The sequence below is a fragment of the Variovorax sp. YR752 genome (assembly GCF_943372545.1).
Genome location: NZ_CALRZC010000039.1, coordinates 19831 through 40725, shown reverse-complemented (window position 1 = coordinate 40725; position 20895 = coordinate 19831). Strand labels below are relative to the sequence as shown.

General features: G+C 71.7%; 4 protein-coding genes. 1 reads left to right on the top strand and 3 read right to left on the bottom strand.

Going from position 1 to position 20895, the window contains the following annotated elements; genetic code table 11:
- Positions 1–103 precede the first annotated feature (103 nt).
- The gene (locus AAG801_RS12115) at positions 104–2551 is read left to right on the top strand and encodes a TonB-dependent siderophore receptor (RefSeq protein WP_341888592.1); all 2448 of its coding nucleotides are present in this window, start codon (positions 104–106) and stop codon (positions 2549–2551) included.
- A 93-nt stretch (positions 2552–2644) separates the two neighbouring features.
- Here AAG801_RS12115 and AAG801_RS12110 read toward each other — a convergent pair whose 3' ends face one another.
- The 3 genes from AAG801_RS12110 to AAG801_RS12100 are packed head-to-tail and all read right to left on the bottom strand — an operon-like array spanning position 2645 to position 20892.
- Complete coding sequence (locus tag AAG801_RS12110) at positions 2645–10036, bottom strand: amino acid adenylation domain-containing protein (RefSeq protein WP_341888591.1); 7392 nt, start codon at positions 10034–10036, stop codon at positions 2645–2647.
- Entirely contained in the window at positions 10037–17800 is a 7764-nt protein-coding gene (locus AAG801_RS12105) for an amino acid adenylation domain-containing protein (RefSeq protein WP_341888590.1), read from the bottom strand.
- Entirely contained in the window at positions 17797–20892 is a 3096-nt protein-coding gene (locus AAG801_RS12100) for an amino acid adenylation domain-containing protein (RefSeq protein ID WP_341888589.1), read from the bottom strand. The genes AAG801_RS12105 and AAG801_RS12100 overlap by 4 nt, the downstream gene beginning before the upstream one ends.
- Positions 20893–20895: the final 3 nt, after the last annotated feature.

The window sequence follows — 20895 nt, the reverse complement described above, 5'->3', positions numbered from 1 at the left end:
AGTTCAAACGTCTTACATCCAGAAGCACCCCGCATCCGATCGACGGATGCAGCGCGCCCCGGTTTTCATGTCGCACCGATTTATTTGTCTGGAGCCTTCACCCATGCGTTTCTCGCCTCGCCACCGACTCCTGAGCGCCGCGCTTGCCGCCGCCTTCGGAACCGCCCTTGCCAGCTGGAGCGGCCTTGCCGCCGCCCAGGGCACCGACCAGGCCGCTGCACAAGCGCGCGACATCAATGTGCCCGCCCAGCCGCTGGGCGCCGCGCTCAACGAGCTGTCGCGCCAGACCGGCGTGCAGGTGCTCGCCGCCGGTGACGTGGTCTCGGGCCTGGCCGCACCGGCCGTGTCGGGCCACCTGAGCTTCCAGCAGGCGCTCGACCGCCTGCTGGCCGGCAGCGGCCTCGTGGCGGTGCGCAGCGGCCCCACGCGCGTCACCATCCAGCGCCAGAGCGCGGCCAGCGCCTCCACGCTGCCCGCCGTGACCGTGGCCGCGCAGGCCTCCACCGACGGCACCACCGAAGGCACCGGCTCGTACACCACGCGCGCCGCCGCCGGTGCCACGCGCATGGACCTGTCGCTGCGCGAAACGCCGCAGTCGATCAGCGTCATCGGCCGCCAGCAGATCGACGACCAGAACCTCGTCACCCTGGACGACGTGCTGCGCCAGACGCCCGGCATCGTGGCCGACCGCAACGACGAGCGCGTGACCTTCTCGTCGCGCGGCTTCGCGCTGAGCACCATGGTCGACGGCGTGCCCACGCTGGGCTTCAACAGCGTGGCCGGCGAGTCGAGCATGATCAGCACCGCCTTCTACGACCGCGTCGAAGTGATCCGCGGCGCGGCCGGCCTGCTCAACGGCGTGGGCTCGCCCGGCGGTGCCATCAACCTCGTGCGCAAGCGCCCGACCTCCGAGTTCGCCGGCCACATCTCGGGCGGCATCGGCTCCTGGAGCCGCACCAACGCCGAGATCGACGTGGGCGGCCCGCTCAACGAGGCCGGCACCGTGCGCGGCCGCTTCATGGCCTCGCGCACCGACGGCAAGAACTTCATCGAGAACAAGAAGCGCACCGAAGACGCGCTGTACGGCATTCTCGAAGTCGACCTCGCCGCGGGCTCCCGCCTCTCTGTGGGCTTCGAGCACCAGAAGACCGCCATAGCCGGCGCCAACTACGGCCAGAGCCCGCTGTTCTTCAGCAACGGCCAGCGCACGAACCTGCCGCGCTCGTTCAACTCGAGCGCCCCGTGGAGCTACTGGGACATGTACAGCGACAAGCTGTTCGCCAACCTCGACCAGCAGCTGGGCGGCGGCTGGCAGCTGAAGGTCGATGCCAGCTACCTCAAGAGCAAGCGCGAGCGCGCCTCGGGCGACCTGAGCATCTACCGCGCCATCAACCAGCGCACCGGCGCCTCCACCATCGACATCCGCGAGAACCCCGCCGAAGGCGCCAACAAGGCCCTCGACGTGCACCTGAAGGGCCCGTTCGAGGCCTTCGGCCAGACGCACGAAGCCGTGGTGGGCATGAGCTACAACACCTACGACGCCACGGTCTACACGCGCGGCGCCGTGCCGCGCATGATCGACCGCCGGCCACTGAACTTTTACCAGCTGCAGAGCTTCCCCGAGCCGACCTCGTTCTCGTACCCGCTGTACACGGCGCCGTCGAGCACCACCGAAAAGGCCATCTACGCCTCGACCCGCCTGCGGCTGGCCGACCCGCTGTCGGTGATCATCGGCGCGCGCGGCACTTGGTACAAATCCGATGCGTCCACGCTCGACTGGACCACCTGGCGCCGCACGGGCGTGAGCTCCATGCGCGAGAACGGCGTGGTCACGCCCTACCTGGGCGTGGTGTTCGACGTGAGCAAGGAACTCTCGCTGTACGGCAGCTACACCGACATCTTCCAGCCCAACACGGTGCGCGACCGCAACAACTCGCTCATCGCACCGCAGCGCGGCAAGAACATCGAGCTGGGCCTGAAGGGCGAGCACTTCGGCGGCAAGCTCAACACCAGCGCCGCGATCTTCAAGACGCGCGAGACCAACCTCGCCGTGATCGACACCGGCGCCGGCTCGCTGCTGCCCGACGGCGGCATTCCGTACCGCGCGGTGCAGGGCGCCAAGAGCAAGGGCTTCGAGCTCACCGCCGCCGGCGAGGTGCTGCCGGGCCTGCAGATGCTCGCCGGCTACACCTACCACGCCAAGCGCGACGCCGACGGCGTGCTGCTGAACCCGCAATACCCGCGCCGCCTGTTCCGCGTGAGCACCAGCTACCGACTGCCTGGCGAATGGAGCAAGCTCACCGTCGGCGGCAGCGTGAGCTACCAGAGCGGCATCTACTACGACGAGTTCAACGAACTCGGCCGTGCCTCGCAAGGCGGCCTGACGCTGTTCGGCCTGATGGCGCGCTACGACATCAACAACCGCCTGAGCGCCTCGCTGCACATCGAGAACGCCGGCGACAAGCGCTACTACAACGGCCTGGGTGCCTACAACGGCTACACGCAGGGCAACCCGCGCAACGCCTGGCTGAAGCTCAGCTACAAGCTCTGACACCCGACGAATTGAAATAGGGCGGCACCGGCAGAAGGGTGCCCTTGACGCACGACCCGGCTTCCGGGTCGTGCGTTTTTTTATGCCCGGGCCTCAGGCCGCAAGGGCTTCGGCCTCGCCCAGTCGCTCGCTCAGTTGCGCCAACAACACCGGGCTGCGCAGGATCGCATGGTGGTCCTCGTCGAGCGCCGTGGCGCCCGCGAGGTCCGGCCGGCCCAGTTGCAGCGCGAGCGCGGCGCGGTCCGCCGCCGGGCGTCGCGCGATCCACCAGCATTCGGCGCGGCAGCACAGCGGCACGAGGGCTTCGGTCTCGATCGCCTTCAGCTGCTGGCTCGTGAGGAAGATGCGGGCCAGCTCGTCGTCGGGCAGGTTCGCGTGCGCCGGCATCTCCAGCGCATCGCCACGGGCCTGCGCCTTGGCACGCGCCTGGGCAATCAGCGCGGCCACCGTCGCCTCGTCGCAGACGAAGTCGTCGATGTCCAGCAGCCCGTCCAGGCGCGCCGCCGGCCAGGCCGAGGCGACGAAATCGGCGAAGTCGCGGCGGCCGTCGTCATCCACCGCCTGCATGCGCGCATCAGGCTCGGGCACATAGGGATCGACCAGGCCGAGAAAGGCCACGGCCTGCCCTTCGGCCTCGAGCCGCGCCGCCACGGCCGCGGCGAGCGCACCGCCGAGCGACCAGCCCAGCAGGTGGTACGGCCCCTGCGGCTGCACGTCGCGGACCATGCGGGCGTAGTCATCGGCCATGCGCGCCAGCGACACATCGCGGTGCGCGGGGTCGGCGAGCATGCGGCACGGCAGGCCGTACACCGTGCGCACGCCCTGCAGGCGGCGCGCCAGCGGCGCGTAGTCGTACACCGTGCCCAGCGCCGCGTGCATGCAGAACAGCGGCGCCGCACCAAGCACCACGGCGTTCAGGGCCACCAGCGACGGCGCATCAAGGCGCCCGCCCAGCAGCCCGGCGATGGTCGGCGTGCGCAGGAAGTCGTGCAGCTTCAGGTCCAGCGACGGCAAGCCCAGGCGGCGTGCCTGCGCCATCACCTTCAGGCTCAGCAGCGAGTCGCCACCGAGTTCGAAGAAGTTGTCGTCGCGGCCCACGCGTTCCACGCCGAGCACTTCGGCCCAGATGCGCGCGAGCGCCTGCTCGGCGGTGCCGCGCGGCGCGTCGTAGCCGTCGCCACCAGCGAACACCGGTGCGGGCAGCGCATGGCGGTCGACCTTGCCGCTCAGGTTGAGCGGCAGCGTGTCGAGCACCACGATCGCGGTCGGCACCATGTGCTCGGGCAGCAGCGCGGCGAGGCTGGCACGCAGCCGCGAAGGTTCGATGCGCTCGCCCGCCAGCGCCGACACATACGCCACCAGCCGCGCGCCGCCTGCGCCCTGGCTGGCGACGACCACGGCCTCGCGCACCTGCGGCAGCGCCAGCAGCTGCGCCTCGATTTCGCCGAGCTCGATGCGAAAGCCGCGGATCTTCACCTGGTGGTCGATGCGCCCGAGGTACGCCATCTGCCCGTCGGCCTCCCAGCGCACGAGGTCGCCCGTGCGGTAGAGCCGGCCGCCGGGCGCGCCGAAGGGGTCGGCCACGAAGCGTTCCGCGCTCAGGCCCGCGCGCTGCAGGTAGCCCCGCGCCAGACCGTCGCCGCCGAGGTAGAGCTCGCCGGCCACGCCGGGCGGCACCTGGTTCATGGCGCCGTCGAGCACATAGGCCGTGCGGTCGCCCACCAGGCGGCCGATGGGCATGTAGGCCGCATCGAAGCCCTCGCCCGGCGCGGCCTTGGCGATCATCGGCGTGATCACCGTCTCGGTCGGCCCGTAGCCGTTGACGATGCGCGGTGGCTTCAGCACCGACTGCACCAGCGCGAAGCTGGTGCGCGGCATCGCCTCGCCACCCACGGTGTAGGAGCGAATGGGCAGCTGGCTCGCGGCCTCGCCCATCAGCTCGGCCATCTGGTGCAGGTAGCCGGGCGTGAAGCAGGCAATCGTGATGCCGTGGCGCGCAATTTCGGCACAGGTGCGCTCCACCGGCCAGACCTCTTCGTCGCGCGGCATCAGCGCCGCACCGAAGGCCAGCGGCACCCAGGTGCGCTCGTGCGCGCCGTCGAAGTTGATCGACGCGAACTGCAGCTCGCGGTCCTCGGGCGTCATGCCGTAGGCCTCGCCGATGGACTGCACGTGCATGGCCAGCGGGCCGTGCGCGACGGCCACGCCCTTGGGCTTTCCGGTCGAGCCCGAGGTGTAGATCACGTAGGCCAGGTGGTCGCGGTGCACCGCCACGCCGGGGTCGTGCGACGGGCCGTTCGACAGGTCGAGCGTGTCGAGCGTCAGCGCCTTCACCTCGGGCATGCCGATGCGGCCCAGCACGGCGGCATCGTCGGCCAGCAGCAGCGCGACGCCGCTGTCTTCCACCATGTAGGCCAGCCGCTGCGGCGGATACGCCGGGTCGAGCGGCACGTAGGCGCCGCCGGCTTTCAGGATCGCGAGCAGCGCCACGACCATATCGGCCGAGCGCCGCACCGCGAGGCCCACGCGCACTTCGGGCCGCACGCCCGCGCGCACGAGGTGGTGCGCCAGCCGGTTGGCGCGTGCCTCCAGCGCCGCGTAGCTCAGCGTGTGGTCGCCGAAGATCAGTGCCGTGGCCTCGGGCCGCAGCACGGCCTGGCGTGCGACCAGCACATGCACCGGCGCGGTGTGCTGGTAGGCGGGTGTGTTCACGCCCCAGGCCTGCAGGCGCTGCGCCTCGTCGGCGGTGTACAGGTCGAAGGCCGCGACCGGGTGCGTGGCCGCCTGCGCGAGGTCGTCGGCCACGCGGCGCACCGCGTCGTGCATGTACTGGCACACGCGCGCGGCACCGACCGACGCATCGACCTGCGCGGTCAGTGCGAAACCGTCGGCGCGTTCGTTCACCGACAGCGCGAAGGCGTAGTTCGAACGCTCCTGCGCGCCGAGCGTCTCGATGCCTTCCCAGCCGCCCGCATCGGCCCCCGCATCGGGCGCCTGCGCCACGTAGCGGTAGTTCAGCAGCGTCGAGAACAGCGGCGTGCCCTTGGGCACCGCGCTGCAGCGCTGCGCGAGCGACAGGCTCGCGTGCTCGTGGTGCAGCAGGCCGGCCAGCGCGGCGTGGGTCTGGCGCACGCAGGCCAGCGCATGGCTGCGGCCCAGCGTCACGCGCAGCGGCAGCGTGTTGATCATCATGCCGAGCGCGCGCCCCGCGCCCTCGCCGCCTGCAAGCCGGCCGAACAGCACGGTGCCGAACACCACGTCATCCTTGCCCGTGGTCTTGGCCAGCACCAGCGCCCACGCCAGGTGGAACAGCGTGGCCGCGCTCACGCCGCTGCGCTGTGCCTGCGTGCGCACGGCCTGCGCCAGCGCCGCATCGAGTTCGAGGTACGCTTCTTCCACGGCCGTGCCATCGCCGCGCGCATCGAACAGGTCGAAGGGCGCGGTCGGTTCGCGCACGTCGCCGAGCATGCGGCGAAAGAAGGTCTCCTGCTCGGCCACGTCGGCACCGAGCCGTGCCTGCGCGACAAAACTGCGGAATGGCACGGGCGCGGGCAATGCATCGGCGCGGCCCTGCAGCAGCAGCGTGATCTCCTCGACCAGCAGGTCGCGCGACACATGGTCGAGCGCCAGATGGTGGCTCGGCAGCTGCAACAGCCAGCCGCCGCCCGCCGCGTCGTGCGCGGCGATGGCGCGCAGCATGGGTGCGCGGCGCACGTCCAAACGGTAGTGGCCGGGGCGCACATGGGCTTCGAGCTGCGCGGCGACATCGCCTGCCGCGGCGTCGATCGGCAGCCATTCGATCTCGGCGGGCGCATGGCGGTGCACCACCTGCACCGGCTCCGCCAGCCCTTCCCACAGCACCGCCGTGCGCAACATGTCGTGGCGCACGATGACGCGGTTCAGGCAATCCATGAACGCGTGCAGCCGTGCCTGGCTGTCGAAGCGCATCTGCAGCGACTGCACGTAGACGTCGCCCTCGGCCTGCATCAAGTGATGGAACAGCAGGCCTTCCTGCAGTGGCGCGAGCGGGTAGATGTCCTGGATGTTGGCCGCGCCGCCGGGCACGGCGGCTTCGATGCGGCGCAGCTGCGCGTCGTCGAGCGTCACCAGCGGCAGCATCTGCGGTGTCAGCAAGGTGCAGCCATCGGGAATCGCGTTGTCGGGGACCACCGGTGCCGGGCGCGGCGAGGCGCCGGCCTCCAGCGTGGCGCGCGCGAAGTCGACGAAGCGCGGGTTCTGGAACAGCGTGCGCACCTGCGCACCGAAGCCCTGCCGGCGCAGCCGCTCGAGCAGTTGCATGGCCAGCAGCGAGTGGCCGCCGAGTTCGAAGAAGTTGTCGTTGCGGCCCACGCGCGGCGCACCGAGCACCTCGGCCCACACCGCCGCCATCGCCTCCTCGGCCGCGCCCTGCGGCGCTTCCCAGGTGTCGGCCGCAGCGGCGAACACGGGTTCGGGCAGCGCGGCACGGTCGACCTTGCCGTTGGCGTTGAGCGGCAGCGCCGCGAGCACCATGATCGCCGACGGCACCATGTACTCGGGCAGCACCTGCGCTAGGCCTTCGCGCAACGTGAAGGCCCCGACCGGGCGCTGCGCATCGAGGCTCGACACGTAGGCCAGCAACAGCGCGCCGCCCGCACGCTGGCGCGCGACCACCACGGCCTCGCGCACGCCGGGCTGCGCGCGCAGCCGTGCCTCGACCTCGCCGAGTTCGATGCGGAAACCGCGCACCTTCACCTGGTGGTCCAGCCGCCCCAGGTATTCGAGCTGCCCGTCGGCGCGCCAGCGCACGAGGTCGCCGGTGCGGTACAGGCGCCCACCCTCCGTGTCGAAAGGGTCGGCCACGAAGCGTTCGGCGCTCAGGCCGGCGCGGTTCAGGTAGCCGCGCGCCAGGCCCGAACCGCCGAGGTACAGCTCGCCGGCCATGCCGGGCGGCACCAGGTTCATGTCGGTGTCGAGCACCACGGCGCGGCGGTCGCCCACGGGCGCGCCGATGGGCAGGTAGGCCGCGTCGAAGGCGGTGCCGGCATAGGCCTTGGCGATGGTCGGCGTGATCACCGTCTCGGTCGGGCCGTAGCCGTTGATGAGGCGCGGCGGCTGCAGCGTCTGCATCACGCGCTCGCAGGCCACGCGGCCCATGGCCTCGCCGCCGACGGTGTACGAACGCAGTGTGGGCACGCGCCCTTCCTCGCCGAGTTCGTCGGCCATCTGCTGCAGGTAGCCCGGCGTGAAGCAGGCGACGGTGATGCCGTGGCGCCGCATCTCCTCGCGGCTGCGGTGCACGGTCCACAGCTCCTGGCTGCGCGGCATCAGCGTTGCGCCGAAGGCCAGCGGCGTCCAGATGCGCTCGTGCGCGCCATCGAAGTTGATCGACGCGAACTGCAGCTCGCGGTCTTCGGGCGTCATGCCGTAGGCGCGGCCGATGGTCTGGATGTGCATGCTCAACGGGCCATGCGCCACGGCCACGCCCTTGGGCTGGCCGGTGGAGCCCGAGGTGTAGATCACATAGGCGAGGTGTTCGGGATGCACCGCGACATCGGGCGCGCCGTCGGGGCCGCTGTCGAGCACGCCACCGCCGAGCAGCAGCGCGGGCAGCGCCTGCATCGAGGCGCCCAGCCGTTCGCGCACGCGCGCCTGCGTGAGCAGCAGCCGCACGCCGCTGTCGGCCGCCATGAAGCCGAGTCGATCGGGCGGGTAGTCGGGGTCGAGCGGCACGTAGGCCGCGCCCGCTTTCAGCACGCCGAGCAGCGCCACCACCATCTCGGGCGAACGTTCCACGGCGAGGCCGATGCGGTCCTCGGGCTGCACGCCCTGCGCGATGAGTGCGTGCGCGAGCCGGTTGGCGCGCACGTCGAGGTCGCGGAAGCTCATCGGCACGCCATCGACGATCAGCGCCGTGGCCTCGGGCCGCAGCGCGGCCTGCCGCTCGACGAGCCGGTGCACGGGCACCTCGTCCCAGGCGGTGTCCCGGCCCTCGCCCCATTCGCGCAGTTGGGCGTGCTCCTGCGGACCGAGCAGCGCCACCTCGCGCAATGTGCGCGTGGGGTCGTCGGCCAGCTGGCGCAGCACCGCGACGTAGTGCGCGGCCATGCGCTCGATGGTCGCGAGCTCGAAGATCGCACGGGCATACGTGAAGCTCAGGCCGAGCGTGCCGTCGGCCTGCTCCAGCGTGTCGAGCGCAAGTTCGAAAGGCGCCGCCTGTTCGTCGAGTTCGCAGGGTTCGATGCGCAGGCCTTCGAGCCGGTCGAGCGCGCCCAGGTCCTGCTGCCGGTGGTTGAAGATCACCTGGAACAGCGGCGGATGGCTCAGGCTGCGCTCGGGCTGCAGCGCCTCGACCAGCTGTTCGAACGGCAGATCCTGGTGCGCCTGCGCGCCCAGTGCCGCGTCGCGTGCCTGCGCCAGCGCCTGGGCCAGCGTGGTGTGGCCCGTCAGCTCGGCACGCAGCACCTGCGTGTTGACGAACAGGCCGAGGATGCCGGCCGTCTCGGGCCGGTCGCGGTTGGCCACGGGCACGCCGAGCCGGATGTCGCCCTGGCCCGTGTAGCGGTGCAGCAGCGCCTGGAAGCCGGCCAGCAGCACCATGAAGAGCGTCGCACCCTCGGCGTTCGCGCGGCGGCGCAGCGCCTGCGTCAGTTCGCCCGGCAACTCGAGCCGATGGCGCGCGGCCAGGTACGGGCCCTGCGGCGGACGCGCGCGGTCGGCAGGCAATTGCAGCAGCGGCTGCTCGCCGCCGAGCCGTTCGGTCCAGTAGGCGAGCTGGCGTTCGCCCTCGCCCGCTTCGAGCCAGTTGCGCTGCCAGGCTGCGTAGTCGGCGTACTGCAGCGCGGGCGCGGCGAGCACGGCAGCGTCGTTCCCCTGCCGATGTGACTGGTACAGCGCACCGAAGTCGTCGACCAGCAACTGCATCGACCAGCCATCGGACACGATGTGGTGCATCACCAGCACCAGCAGGTGCGCGGTCTCGCCGGTGCGCCACAGCCCCACGCGCAGCAGCGGGCCGCGCGACAGATCGAAGGGCGTGCGCACGAGGCGCGCGGCCTCGTCGCGCACCTGCGCGGGGTGGGCGCGCAGATCGGCTTCACGCAGATCGAGCACGGCCTCTGGCGACACGGTCTGCTGTGGCACGCCGTCGTCGCTCACGCCGAAGCGCGTGCGCAGCGACGGATGCCGCACCACCAGCGCCTGCAGGCTCGCACGCAGCGCCGCGAGGTCGAGCACGCCGTGCAGCGTGAGTGCGGCCGTGATGTGCTGCGCCGTGCTCTCGGGGTCCATCTGCCAGAGGAACCACTGGCGCGCCTGCGCGTACGAGGCGGGCCGCGGCGCGCCGGGCACCGCGGCCGGGTCGGGCACGATCGGCAGGCGGCCGAAATCGATGCCCTGCGCACGAAGCGCGGCGATGAATTCCTTCTGCCGCGCCGGTGGCAAACCTGCCAGCCGTTGGGCGATGGCCCTGCCGCGTTCGCTGCTGCTGTTCGTGCTACTGCTCACTCAACCCCCCAGACTTTCCAACAATGCATCCATGCGATCGAGGTCGCTCTCGGCCTGTGCGGCCTGCTGCGCCTGTGCCGGCCCCTGCGCGTCGAGCGCCTGCGCGCACGCCGCCAGGTCGGGCAACTCGAAGTAACGCTGCAGCGGCAGGTCGATGCCCATCTGCGCCTTGACCTGCTGCCGCAGCTTGAGCACCGCGAGCGAATGCCCGCCGAGCTCGAAGAAGTTGTCGCCGCGCCCCACGCGCGACAGCCCCAGCACCTGCGCCCACAGACCCGCCAGCGCGGTTTCGGTGGCGCCCTGCGGCGGCACGTGGGCACGCTCTTCCGCTGCCTCGGGCGGCGGCAGCGCCTGCCGATCGACCTTGCCGTTGGCGTTCAGCGGCAGCCCCTGCGGCATCGCGACGATGACGCTCGGCACCATGTAGTCGGGCAGCGCCGCCGCCAGCCCCGCACGCAGCGCCGCGGGACGCAGCGGCTGGCCTTCGGCGCCGGCCGCATAGGCCACCAGCCGCGCACCGCCCGGCCCTTCCTGCGCCAGCACCAGGGCCTGTCGCACGCCGGGCTGCGCGAGCAGCTGCGACTCGACCTCGCCGAGTTCGATGCGAAAGCCCCGCACCTTCACCTGGTGGTCGAGCCGGCCGAGGTACTCGAGCTGACCGTCATCGCGCCAGCGCACGAGGTCGCCGGTGCGGTAGAGCCGCCCGCCTTGCGCATCGAACGGGTCGGCGACGAAGCGCTGCGCCGTCAGGCCGGCGCGGTGCAGGTAGCCGCGCGCCAGCACCTCGGCACCCACGCACAGCTCGCCGGCCACGCCGACCGGCACGGGCTGCAGGGTGGCGTCGAGCACGCGCAGGCGCGCGCTCGATGCGGGCGTGCCGATGGGCGGCAGGTCGTCAAGGCCTGCACTGTCGAGCACGAACTCGCTCACCACGTGCGTTTCGGTCGGCCCGTACTGGTTGATGAGCCGACACTGCGGCTCGCGCGCCAGCCATTCAGTCAGCGCGGGCGTGCGCTTGAGCTGCTCGCCCGCTGTGACGATCTGGCGCAGCGCCGGCAGCAGACGGCCCGAGGCCAGCGACTGCTCGGCGAAATGCTGCAGCACCGAGAAGGTCAGGAACATGCGCTCGACGCCCTCGCGGTGCACCAGGTCTTCCAGCGCATCGAGGTCGAGCCGCTGCGCGTCGGTGGTCTGCACGAGGCAACCGCCGCCGGCCAGCCCGCTGACCATTTCCTGGAACGCCACGTCGAAGCACGGCGACGCGAACAGCAACGTGCGGCTCGCGCCCGGCAGGCGGTGCAGCTGCCACGCGATGAGGCGCGCGACCGCATCGTGGCGCATCGCCACGCCCTTGGGGCGACCGGTGGAGCCCGAGGTGTAGAGCACATAGGCCAGCTGTTCGCCATGTACCGGCACCGCCGGGTCGTGGTCGGGCCAGGCAGCCATGCCGTCGTCGGTTGCGTCGAGGTCAAACGCCAGCCGCTGCACGCTCGCTGCGTCGGGCAGACGCGGCATCAGCGCGCGGCGCGTGAGCAGCAGCGAGGCACCGCTGTCCTCGACCATGTAGGCCAGCCGCTCGGTCGGGAACGCCGGATCGAGCGGCACGTAGGCGCCGCCGGCCTTGAGCACGGCGAGCAGGCCCACCACCGTCTCGGCCGAGCGATCGACTGCGATCGCGACCGGCATGTCGGGCCGCACACCCTGCGCGATCAACCGGTGCGCCCAGCGGTTCGCAAGGCGATTGAGCGCGGCGTAGGTGAGGCGATGTTCGGCCGTGACCAGCGCCAGTGCGTCGGGATTCGCCTTCGCCTGTTGTTCGATGAGGTGGTGGACGGGCACGACCGCCTGCGGCGTGAACGCACCGCGCGACCAGCGCGACAAGCGTTCGCGCTCGGCCGCATCGGCCAGCGTCAGTTGGCCCACGGCTTGCGCCGCATCGCCGGCAAGCGCCAGCAACGCCGCGCGCAGCTGGCCCACGAGCGCCGCGGCCTGCGCGCCGTCGCACACGTCGAGCGCATGCACGAGGTCGATGTGCAGCGCCGCATCGTCATGCACCATCAGCGTCAGCGGGTACGAGGTTTCGTCCTGCGTGTGCACCGCACCGAACGTGAGGCCCGCCGCCGCGTCGTCGCGCAAGGCCGCATCGACCGGGTAGTTCTCGAACACCACCAGCGTATCGAACAGCCCCTGCCCGCCCAGCCCGGCCCAGGCCTGGATCGCGTGCAGCGGCGTGTGCTCGTGTTCGCGCGACGCAACCTGCGCCGCCTGCAATTCGCGCAGCCAGTCGCCCACGGGCTGGCCGGGCTGCAGGCGCGCGACCACGGGCAGCGTGTTGATGAACAGGCCCAGCATGCGCTCGGCACCCGGCATCTCGGCGCTGCGGCCGGCGACGGTGGCACCGAACACGACGGTGCCAGTGCGGGTGCGCTGACCCAGCAGCAGCGCCCAGGCGGCCTGCACGCAAGTGTTAAGGGTGACGTGCGCGGCGCGCGCGGCATCGCGCAGGCGGCGCGTGGTTTCGGTGTTGAAGGCCAGACGCTGGCGGGCCTTGCCGGGGCGCGGCGCGACAGGCGGCACCAGCGCCGTGGCAACGCGCGTCGGCTCTTCCACACCGGCCAGCACGCTGCGCCAATGCGCCTCGCCGGCCTGCGTGTCGCGCGCCGCGAGCCACGCGATGTGGTCGCGGAATCGTCCGGGTGCGGGCTCGCCGGCCTGCCCCGCATAGCTGCGCAGCACCTCGGCCAGCAGCTGCGCCACGCTCCAACCGTCGAGCAGCAGGTGGTGGTAGGTCCAGACGAGGTGATGCCGCTGCGCCTGCGTGCGCGCCAGCGCGATGCGCATCAGCGGCGGGCGTGCCAAGTCGAAGCCGCTCGCGCGCTGCGACGCGGCCAGCCGCGCCAGCGCGCACTGCACGTCGGCGCTCTCGCGCAGGTCTTGCACCACCCACGGCATCTCGGCGCTGCGCGCCACCCATTGCAGCGGCGTGGCGCCGTCGGCCAGGAAGCCGCTGCGCAGGATCTCGTGGCGCGCCAGCACGCGCTGCCATGCGGCGCGGAAGCGTTCGGCATCGAGGCCGTCGATGTCCATGCACAGCTGGTTGATGTAGGCCTCGCCCTGCGCATCGACCAGACTGTGGAACAACATGCCCGACTGCATCGGCGAGAGCGGGTAGAGGTCTTCGAGCTGCGCCACGGGCAGCGGCAGCGCGTCGAGCTGCGCGGCTTCGAGGCCGGCCAGCGGGAAGTCCGACGGCGTGACGCCGCAAGCGCCCGAGGTGCAGTGCGCGATCAGCGCTTCGAGTTCGTCGCCGAAGCGGTTCACCCAGCCCTGCACATCGTCGACCGCATGCCGCGCCGCGCTGAAATCCACCGTCAGTTGCAGCGCGCCATCGCGCACCAGTGCGTTGACGCTGAATTCGTGCAGCAGCGGTGCGCTCGTGGCGACGGGTTCGCCCGCGTCTTCGGGCGCAAGCGACCACGCAGCTTCAGCCGCACCGTCGACCTGTCCCAGGTAGTTGAAGACCAGCTGCGGACGCGGCAATGCGCGCAGCGCCTGCCGCTGTGCGTCCGTGCCCAGGTGCATCAGCACGCCATGGCCGATCCCGCGTTTCGGCACGCGGCGCAGGTCTTCCTTTACGCGCTTGATCGCATCGCGCCACGCGCCCAGCGGATCGAGCCGCACGGGGAACAGGCTCGTGAACCAGCCCGTGGTGCGCGACAGGTCGAGCGCCTTCTCCGCCGGCAGGATGTCTTCACGGCCATGGCCTTCGAGCAGGATCGCCAGCTGCGCATGCCCGCTCCAGCCGCACAGCGCGCGCCCGAGCGCGGTGAGCAGCAGGTCGTTGACCTGCGTGCGGTAGGCAGCCGGTGCCGACTTGAGCAGCGCCTGCGTGCGCTCGCGGTCGAGCTGCCACGCGATGCTGGTGCGGCGCGCCACCGTGTTCACGCCCTCGGGGCGCGCGCAGGGCAGCGCGACCGGCACGTCGACGAAGGCCTGCCAGTGCGCGAGTTCACCGTCCGTCGCGGTGGCTTGCGCCTGCAGCGCGTGCGCCCAGGCCTGCAGGCTGGCACTCTTCGGCGGCAGCGCGACCGGTTGGCCATCGCGGCACTGCGTGTACGCGGCAGCCAGGTCGTCGAGCACGATGCGCCACGACACGCCATCGACCACGAGGTGGTGCGCCGCCAGCAGAAGGCGCCAGTCGCCGCCCGGCAGGCGAATGACCAGCGGACGCAGCAGCGGCCCGTGCGCGAGGTCGAGGCTGCGTTGCGCCTCGTCGCACAGCGCGGCGATCTGCGCGGGGTTCGCCGCATCGCGCACCCAGAGCCATTCCTCGCGCCAACGCGCCGGCAGCGCCTCGTAGGCTTGTTGCCAGCGGCCATCGCTTGCCTGATGGAAGCGCAGGCGGAACGCATCGTGGTGCTGCACCACCGCCGCCAGCGCGGCTTCGAGCGCGGGCAGCACCAGCGGCTCGCGGCTTTGCAGCAGCAGCGACTGGTTCCAGTGGTGACGCTCGGGCATGTCGACTTCGAAGAACGCAGCCTGGAATGGCAGCAGCGGCACCTCGCCTTCGGCCGCCGCCTGCTCGGCCTGCAGCGCAGCGCCCACAGGCTCGGCCACCGCCGCCTGCCCCGCCACGGTCTGCCGCTCGAACATCTGGCGCGGCGTGAGCTTCCAGCCCGCCGTGCGCAGCCGCGACACGATCTGCAGGCTCAGGATCGAATCGCCGCCGAGTTCGAAGAAGTTGTCCTGCCGGCCCACGCGCGGCAGGCCGAGCACCTCGGCCCAGACGGTGGCGAGCGCCTGCTCGACCACGCCCTCGGGCGCCTCGTAGGCCTGCGCCCCGCTGCCCTCGGGCTTCGGCAGCGACTTGCGATCGATCTTTCCGTTGGCGTTGAGCGGCAGCGTCGGCAGCACGCACAGCAGCGACGGCACCATGTACTCGGGCAGCACCTCGGCCAGCCGCGCCTTGAGCACGGCCGCGTCCACGGCCGCATCGGGCTGCGGCGACACATAGCCGACCAGCCGTGTGCCACCGGGGCCGCCGTCGGCCACGACGACCGCCTCGCGCACCTGCGGCAGCGCCAGCAGCTGCGCCTCGATCTCGCCGAGTTCGATGCGGAAGCCCCGCACCTTCACCTGGTGGTCGATGCGGCCCAGGTACGCCAGCTGGCCGTCGTCGCGCCAGCGCACGAGGTCGCCCGTGCGGTACAGGCGCTCGCCGGTGTCGCTGAACGGGTCGGCGACAAAGCGCTCGGCCGTGAGGCCCAGCCGGTGCAGGTAACCGCGCGCCAGGCCGATGCCGCCCAGGTACAGCTCGCCGCCCACGCCCGGCGGCACGGGGTTCAGGCCCGCGTCGAGCACGTAGGTCTTGCAGCCCGCGATGGGGCGGCCGATGGCGACGTGGTTCAGGCCGTCGGCGCGGCAGGTCCAGTGCGTCACGTCGATGGCGGCCTCGGTCGGGCCGTAGAGGTTGTAGAGCCCCGCGCCCGGCAGGCGCTCGAACACCTGCGCCTGCGCCTCGGCGGGCAGCGCCTCGCCGCTGCAGACGATGCGCCGCAGGCTGGTGCAGGCCTCGATGCCGTCGTGCGCCAGGAAGGCCTGCAGCATCGAGGGCACGAAGTGCAATGTGGTCACACCGTGCGCACGGATCAGCTCGACCAGGCGTGCCGGCTCGCGGTGATCGCCGGGCGCGGCGACGACGAGGCGCGCGCCCTGCATCAGCGGCCAGAAAAACTCCCACACCGACACGTCGAAGCCGAACGGCGTCTTCTGCAGCACGGTGTCGGCGTCGCCCAGCGTGTAGGCGTCCTGCATCCAGGCCAGGCGGTTGTAGAGGGCGTTGTGGCGGTTGGCCGCGCCCTTGGGGCGGCCCGTGGAGCCCGAGGTGAAGATCACGTAGGCGAGGTTCTCGCCATGCAGTGCGACCTGCGGGCAGGCGGTGGATTCGGCCGACAGGTCGAGCGCATCCAGCGCAAGCAACTGCACGTGCGCCGCCACCGGCAGCGCCTCGCGCAGGTGCGATTGCGTGAGCAGCAACGTCACACCGCTGTCTTCGAGCATGTACGCGATGCGTTCGCGCGGCAGCTCGGGGTCGATGGGCACATACGCGCCGCCGACCTTCAGGATCGCCAGCAGCCCCACGACCATCTCGACGCTGCGCTCGGCCGCGATGCCCACGGGCATGTCGGGCCGCACGCCGAGGCCGATCAGCCGATGGGCCAGCGCGTTGGCGCGCGCGTCGAGTTCGCCATAGCGCAGCACCGTGTCGCCGAACACCAGCGCGACCGCCTCAGGCCGCTCGCGCGCCTGCGCTTCGATCAGCTGGTGCACGGGCTGCGTGTACGGGCGGTGCGGCAGGTTCTCGCTCCAGCCGCGCAGCCGCGCCTCGTCGTCCGCATCGGTGAGCACGAGGTTCGCGAGCACGCGGTCGGGGTCGTCCGACATCGCCTGCAGCACGCGCTGGTAGGCGCGCACCAGGCGCTGCGCGGTCGTGGCGTCGAACAGGTCGGTGTTGTATTCGAGCCGGCCGCGCACGCCGCGCGGGTCGATGTAGAAGTCCAGCGACAGGTCGAACTTGGCGCCCGCGTCGTCGAACTCTTCGAGCTCGGCACGCACGCCCGCGAAGTCGAGCGCGACGGCCTCGCCGGCCATCTGCACGCCGAACATGGCCTGGAACAGCGGGCTGCGCGCGGGGTCGCGGCGGTCCTTGCGGCTGGCCAGCAGCACTTCGAACGGCAGGTCGGCATGGTCGAGCGCGGCGAGTGCGTCGGTGCGCACCTGCCGGCACACCTCGCGCAGCGTGCGCCGGGGCGCGAGCCGCGCGCGGAACACCTGTGTCGTGATGAAGAAGCCCAGCAGGTCCTGCACCTCCTCGCGGTGGCGCCCCGCATTGGGCACGCCGATGGCGAAATCGTCCTGTCCGCTGCAGCGCGACAGCAGCACCTGCCAGGCCGCGAGCAGCACGACAAAGGGCGTGCAGCGTTCGGCACGGCAGAACTTCTGCAGCGCTTCCGCCAGGGCCGGCGGCAGCTCGAAGCCGAGCGCGGTGCCGGCGAAGGTCTGTTGCGCGGGACGCGCGCGGTCGGTCGGCAGATCGAGCGACGGCACCTCGTCGCCGAGGTGGCGGTTCCAGTGCGCAAGCTGCGGCGCGAGCGCCTCGCCCTGCACGCGGGCACGCTGCCACACGGCGAAGTCGGCGTACTGCACGGGCAGCGGCGGCAGCTGCACCGGGCCTTTGCTGCGCAGCGCCAGCGCGTAGGCCGCGCCGAGGTCGCGCGCCAGGATCGGGTTCGACCAGGCATCGGACACGATGTGGTGCAGGCAGACGGTCAGCACATGCCGGTCGTCGGCCAACTTCGCGAGTCGTGCGACCAATGCGGGCGCGCGGCCCAAGTCGAACACATGCGTCGCGGTTCGGCGCACGAGCGCATCGACAGCTGCGTTCTGTGCGTCGGCACTCCGGTCCGAAAGATCGATGCGCTCCAGCGCGAACGGCACCCCGGCCTGCACCACCTGCATCGGCACACCGTCGTGTTCGACGAAGTGCGTGCGCAGGATCGCGTGTCGCGCAATGACCGCCTGGAACGCGCGCGCCAGCGCATCGGCGTCGAGCGCACCGGTCAGCCGGAACACGCGCGGCAGGTTGTAGGCCGTGAGCCCGGGCTCGAGCTTCTGCAGGAAGCACAGCTGCTCCTGCGCATACGACAGCGGCACCGCCTGGCCGTCGCGCACGGTGCGAGTGATCTCGTCCATCGGGATGCTCATGCGGCCTCGCCCACGGATTCGTCGGCCAGGTCGCGCTGCCGGTGCGTCTGCGCCAGCTGTTCGAGCGCGACGGCGTCGGCGCTGGCCTCGCGCAGCACGGCGGCGAGCGCCGCGGGCGTCGGGTGGTCGAACACCACGCCGGCCGCCACCTCGACCTGCAGCAGCTTGCGGATGCGCGCCACCAGCTTGATGACCTGCAGCGAGTGGCCGCCGAGTTCGAAGAAGTCGTCTTCCACGCCGACCGGGCCGCTGCCCAGCAGCGTGGCCATGCCGTCGGCGAGCAGCGCTTCGAGCGCATCGCGCGGCGCGGCGATGGTGCGCTGCGGTACCTCGTTCGGTGCCGATGCCGCCAGCGCGAGTCGGTCGATCTTGCCGTTCGGCAGGCGCGCGAAGGCGCTCACGGCCGTGCAGCTCGCGGGCACCATGTGCGCGGGCAGCAGCGCGGCCAGCTGTTCGCGCAGCGCGCGGCCGTCGGCCGCCTCGCTGTCGCCGACGAAGAAGGCGGCGAGCGTGGTCGCACCGGCCGCATCGGGCACGGCCAACACGACCGCCTGGCGCACGCCGGGCCGCGCCAGCAGCGCCGCCTCGACCTCGGCCGGCTCGACGCGGTAGCCGTGGACCTTCACCTGATGGTCAGCGCGCCCCGCAAGCCGCAGCCCGCCTTCGGGCAGCACCCACGCGAGGTCGCCTGTGCGGTAGAGCCGCTCGCCAGAACGGAACGGGTCGGCGACGAACACGTCAGCGTTCGCGCGGTTCAGGTAGCCGCGGCACAGCTGCGCACCGCCGATGTAGACCTCGCCCAGCCCACCCGCCGGCACGAGGCCCCGCGATGCATCGAGCACGCGCACGCAGTTGTTCGCGAGCACGCGCGTCAGCGGCAGTTGCTCGGGCACGGGTGCACCGGCTTCGACGGCATGCACCATGACGCCGACCGTGGCCTCGGTCGGCCCGTAGTGGTTGTAGACCGCGCACTGCGGCGCCAGCCGTGCGATGCGCTCGACCAGCGCGCGCGGCGCGGCCTCGCCGCCCAGCACCAGCGTGCGCGGCAGGCAGGGCGTGGCGCTTTCGAGCAGCGCTTCCAGGTGCGAGGGCACGATCTTCAGCGCGTCGATGGCGTGTGCGCGCATGAAGCGCGCGAAGGCCTCGGCGTCTTTCGCCTCGTGCGGCGCCGCCACGACGAGGCAGGCGCCGTTGTGGAACGCGCCGAACAGCGCGGTGTTGCCCAGGTCGGCCGCCACCGAACTGGTGAGCGCCCAGCGGCGGCAGGTGTCGAGCTGCATCGCCGCCGAAGCGGCTGCCACGTAGTTCTGCAACTGGCATTGCTCCACGGCCACGCCCTTGGGCGTGCCGGTGGAGCCGGAGGTGTAGAGCACATAGGCGAGGTCGCCCGGTGCAGCGATGTGCGATGCGGCTTGCGTCTCGGGCAACGTGCTCGCATCGGGCAATGCCGCGTCGATGGTGAACACCGGCTGCGCATCGGCCAGCACCGCTGCGCGGCGCGCCTCGGGCCAGTCGGGGTCGAGCGGCAGGTAGGCGGCGCCCGAGCGCCAGACGGCGAGGATCGCCACCGGCAGGTCGAGCGCGCGCGGCAGGTTCAGTGCGACGATCGCGCCGGGTGTCACGCCCTGCCCTTGCAGCCAATGGGCGACGCGGCCGATGCGCTGGTCGAGTTCGCGGTAGTTCAGGCGCTGGTCGCCTGCTTCGAGTGCGGGTGCCTCGGGCGTTTCGGCGGCCCAGTGGGCGATGCGCTGTGTCACGGTCTGTGTGCCGACATCGGCCACGGCTTCCTGCGACTGCAGCAACAGCTCGCGCTCGCGCGGGCCGACCAGCGGCAGCGCGCCGAGCGCGGTGTCGGGGCGTTCGACGACGGCGTTCAGCAGGCAGAGGTACTGCATCAGCAGGCGCTGCGCCGCCACCTCGCTGTGGCGCGCGGCATCGGCGTGCAGCGACAGCGCGGCACCGTCGGCATCCCACGCGACCTGCAAGGCGAGTTCGAAAGCCTGCAGCGGCCCCGGCAGTGCCGCCAGCTGCCATTGCGGATCGATGCCGTGGCGACGCGGCCATTCGTGGCACGCGAACCCGACCGCGAGGTGCGCGGTGGTGGGCGGAGCATCGACGGCCCAGTATTCCTGCGCCTCGACATGCGCGGCCAGCGTGCCTTCGACGTTGTCGAACCAGTCGGCAAAGCGCGTCTCGGGCGCGGTCTCGACGATGAGCGGCAGCACCTTGTCGAACACGCCGACCGCGCCCTGCATCGGCGGGTAGTCGCGCCGGCAGTCGTGCTGCCAGCCAGCAGCGAAACGGCCGGTGCCGTCCAGGCGCGCGAGCAGCAGCCACCAGACGGCCTGCAGCAGCGTGTCGGGAGGCGCGCCCAGCGTGTCGGCGCAGGCGGCGATGCGACCTGCGAAAGTGGCGTCGAGAGATTCATAGGCCTGCACGCGTGCAGCCTGCTGCGAGACAGCCGCTTGCCGACCGACCAGGCGCGGCGGCGTGAGCGAGGACGCCTGCGCGAGGTAGCGCTGCCAGTAGGCTCGGCCCTCGGCGGCGTCTTCGCCATCGAGCAGGTCCTGGCGCCAGGTCACGAAGCGCGCGTACGGGAACACCTCGGCGGCATTGAAGCTGTCCGCGTCTGCGAAGGCCGTCGCGATCTGGTCGAACAGGTGCTGCAGGCTGCCCCGGTCGCCGACCCAGGCATGGACGGACAGCGCCAAGGTGTGGTGCGTTTCGCCGGTGCGTGCGAGCCCGGCATGGACCATCTCGCCGCGTGCGATGTCCAGCGGCGCGGCTTGCACGTTCGCCAGCCATTCGGTCAACGCAGACTCAGGCGCATCGCGCAGGTCGGCGCTCGCCCAGGCCAGCGGCGCCATGCCCTCGGTGTACTGCTGGCGCAGGCCGCGGTAGCCCGGCACCGCGCGGATGGCGCTGCACAGGGCGCCGTGGGCACCCAGCACGCGCGCCACCACGTCGCGCAGACGCGCGGGGTCGGTTGCGCCCTCGATGTCGGCGCGCAGCAGCAAGCGCGGCGCATTGGCCGGCACCGCGCGTTGTTCGGGGCTCAGCGGAAAGGTCGTGTCGTCGAAGGGGTCGGTCATGGT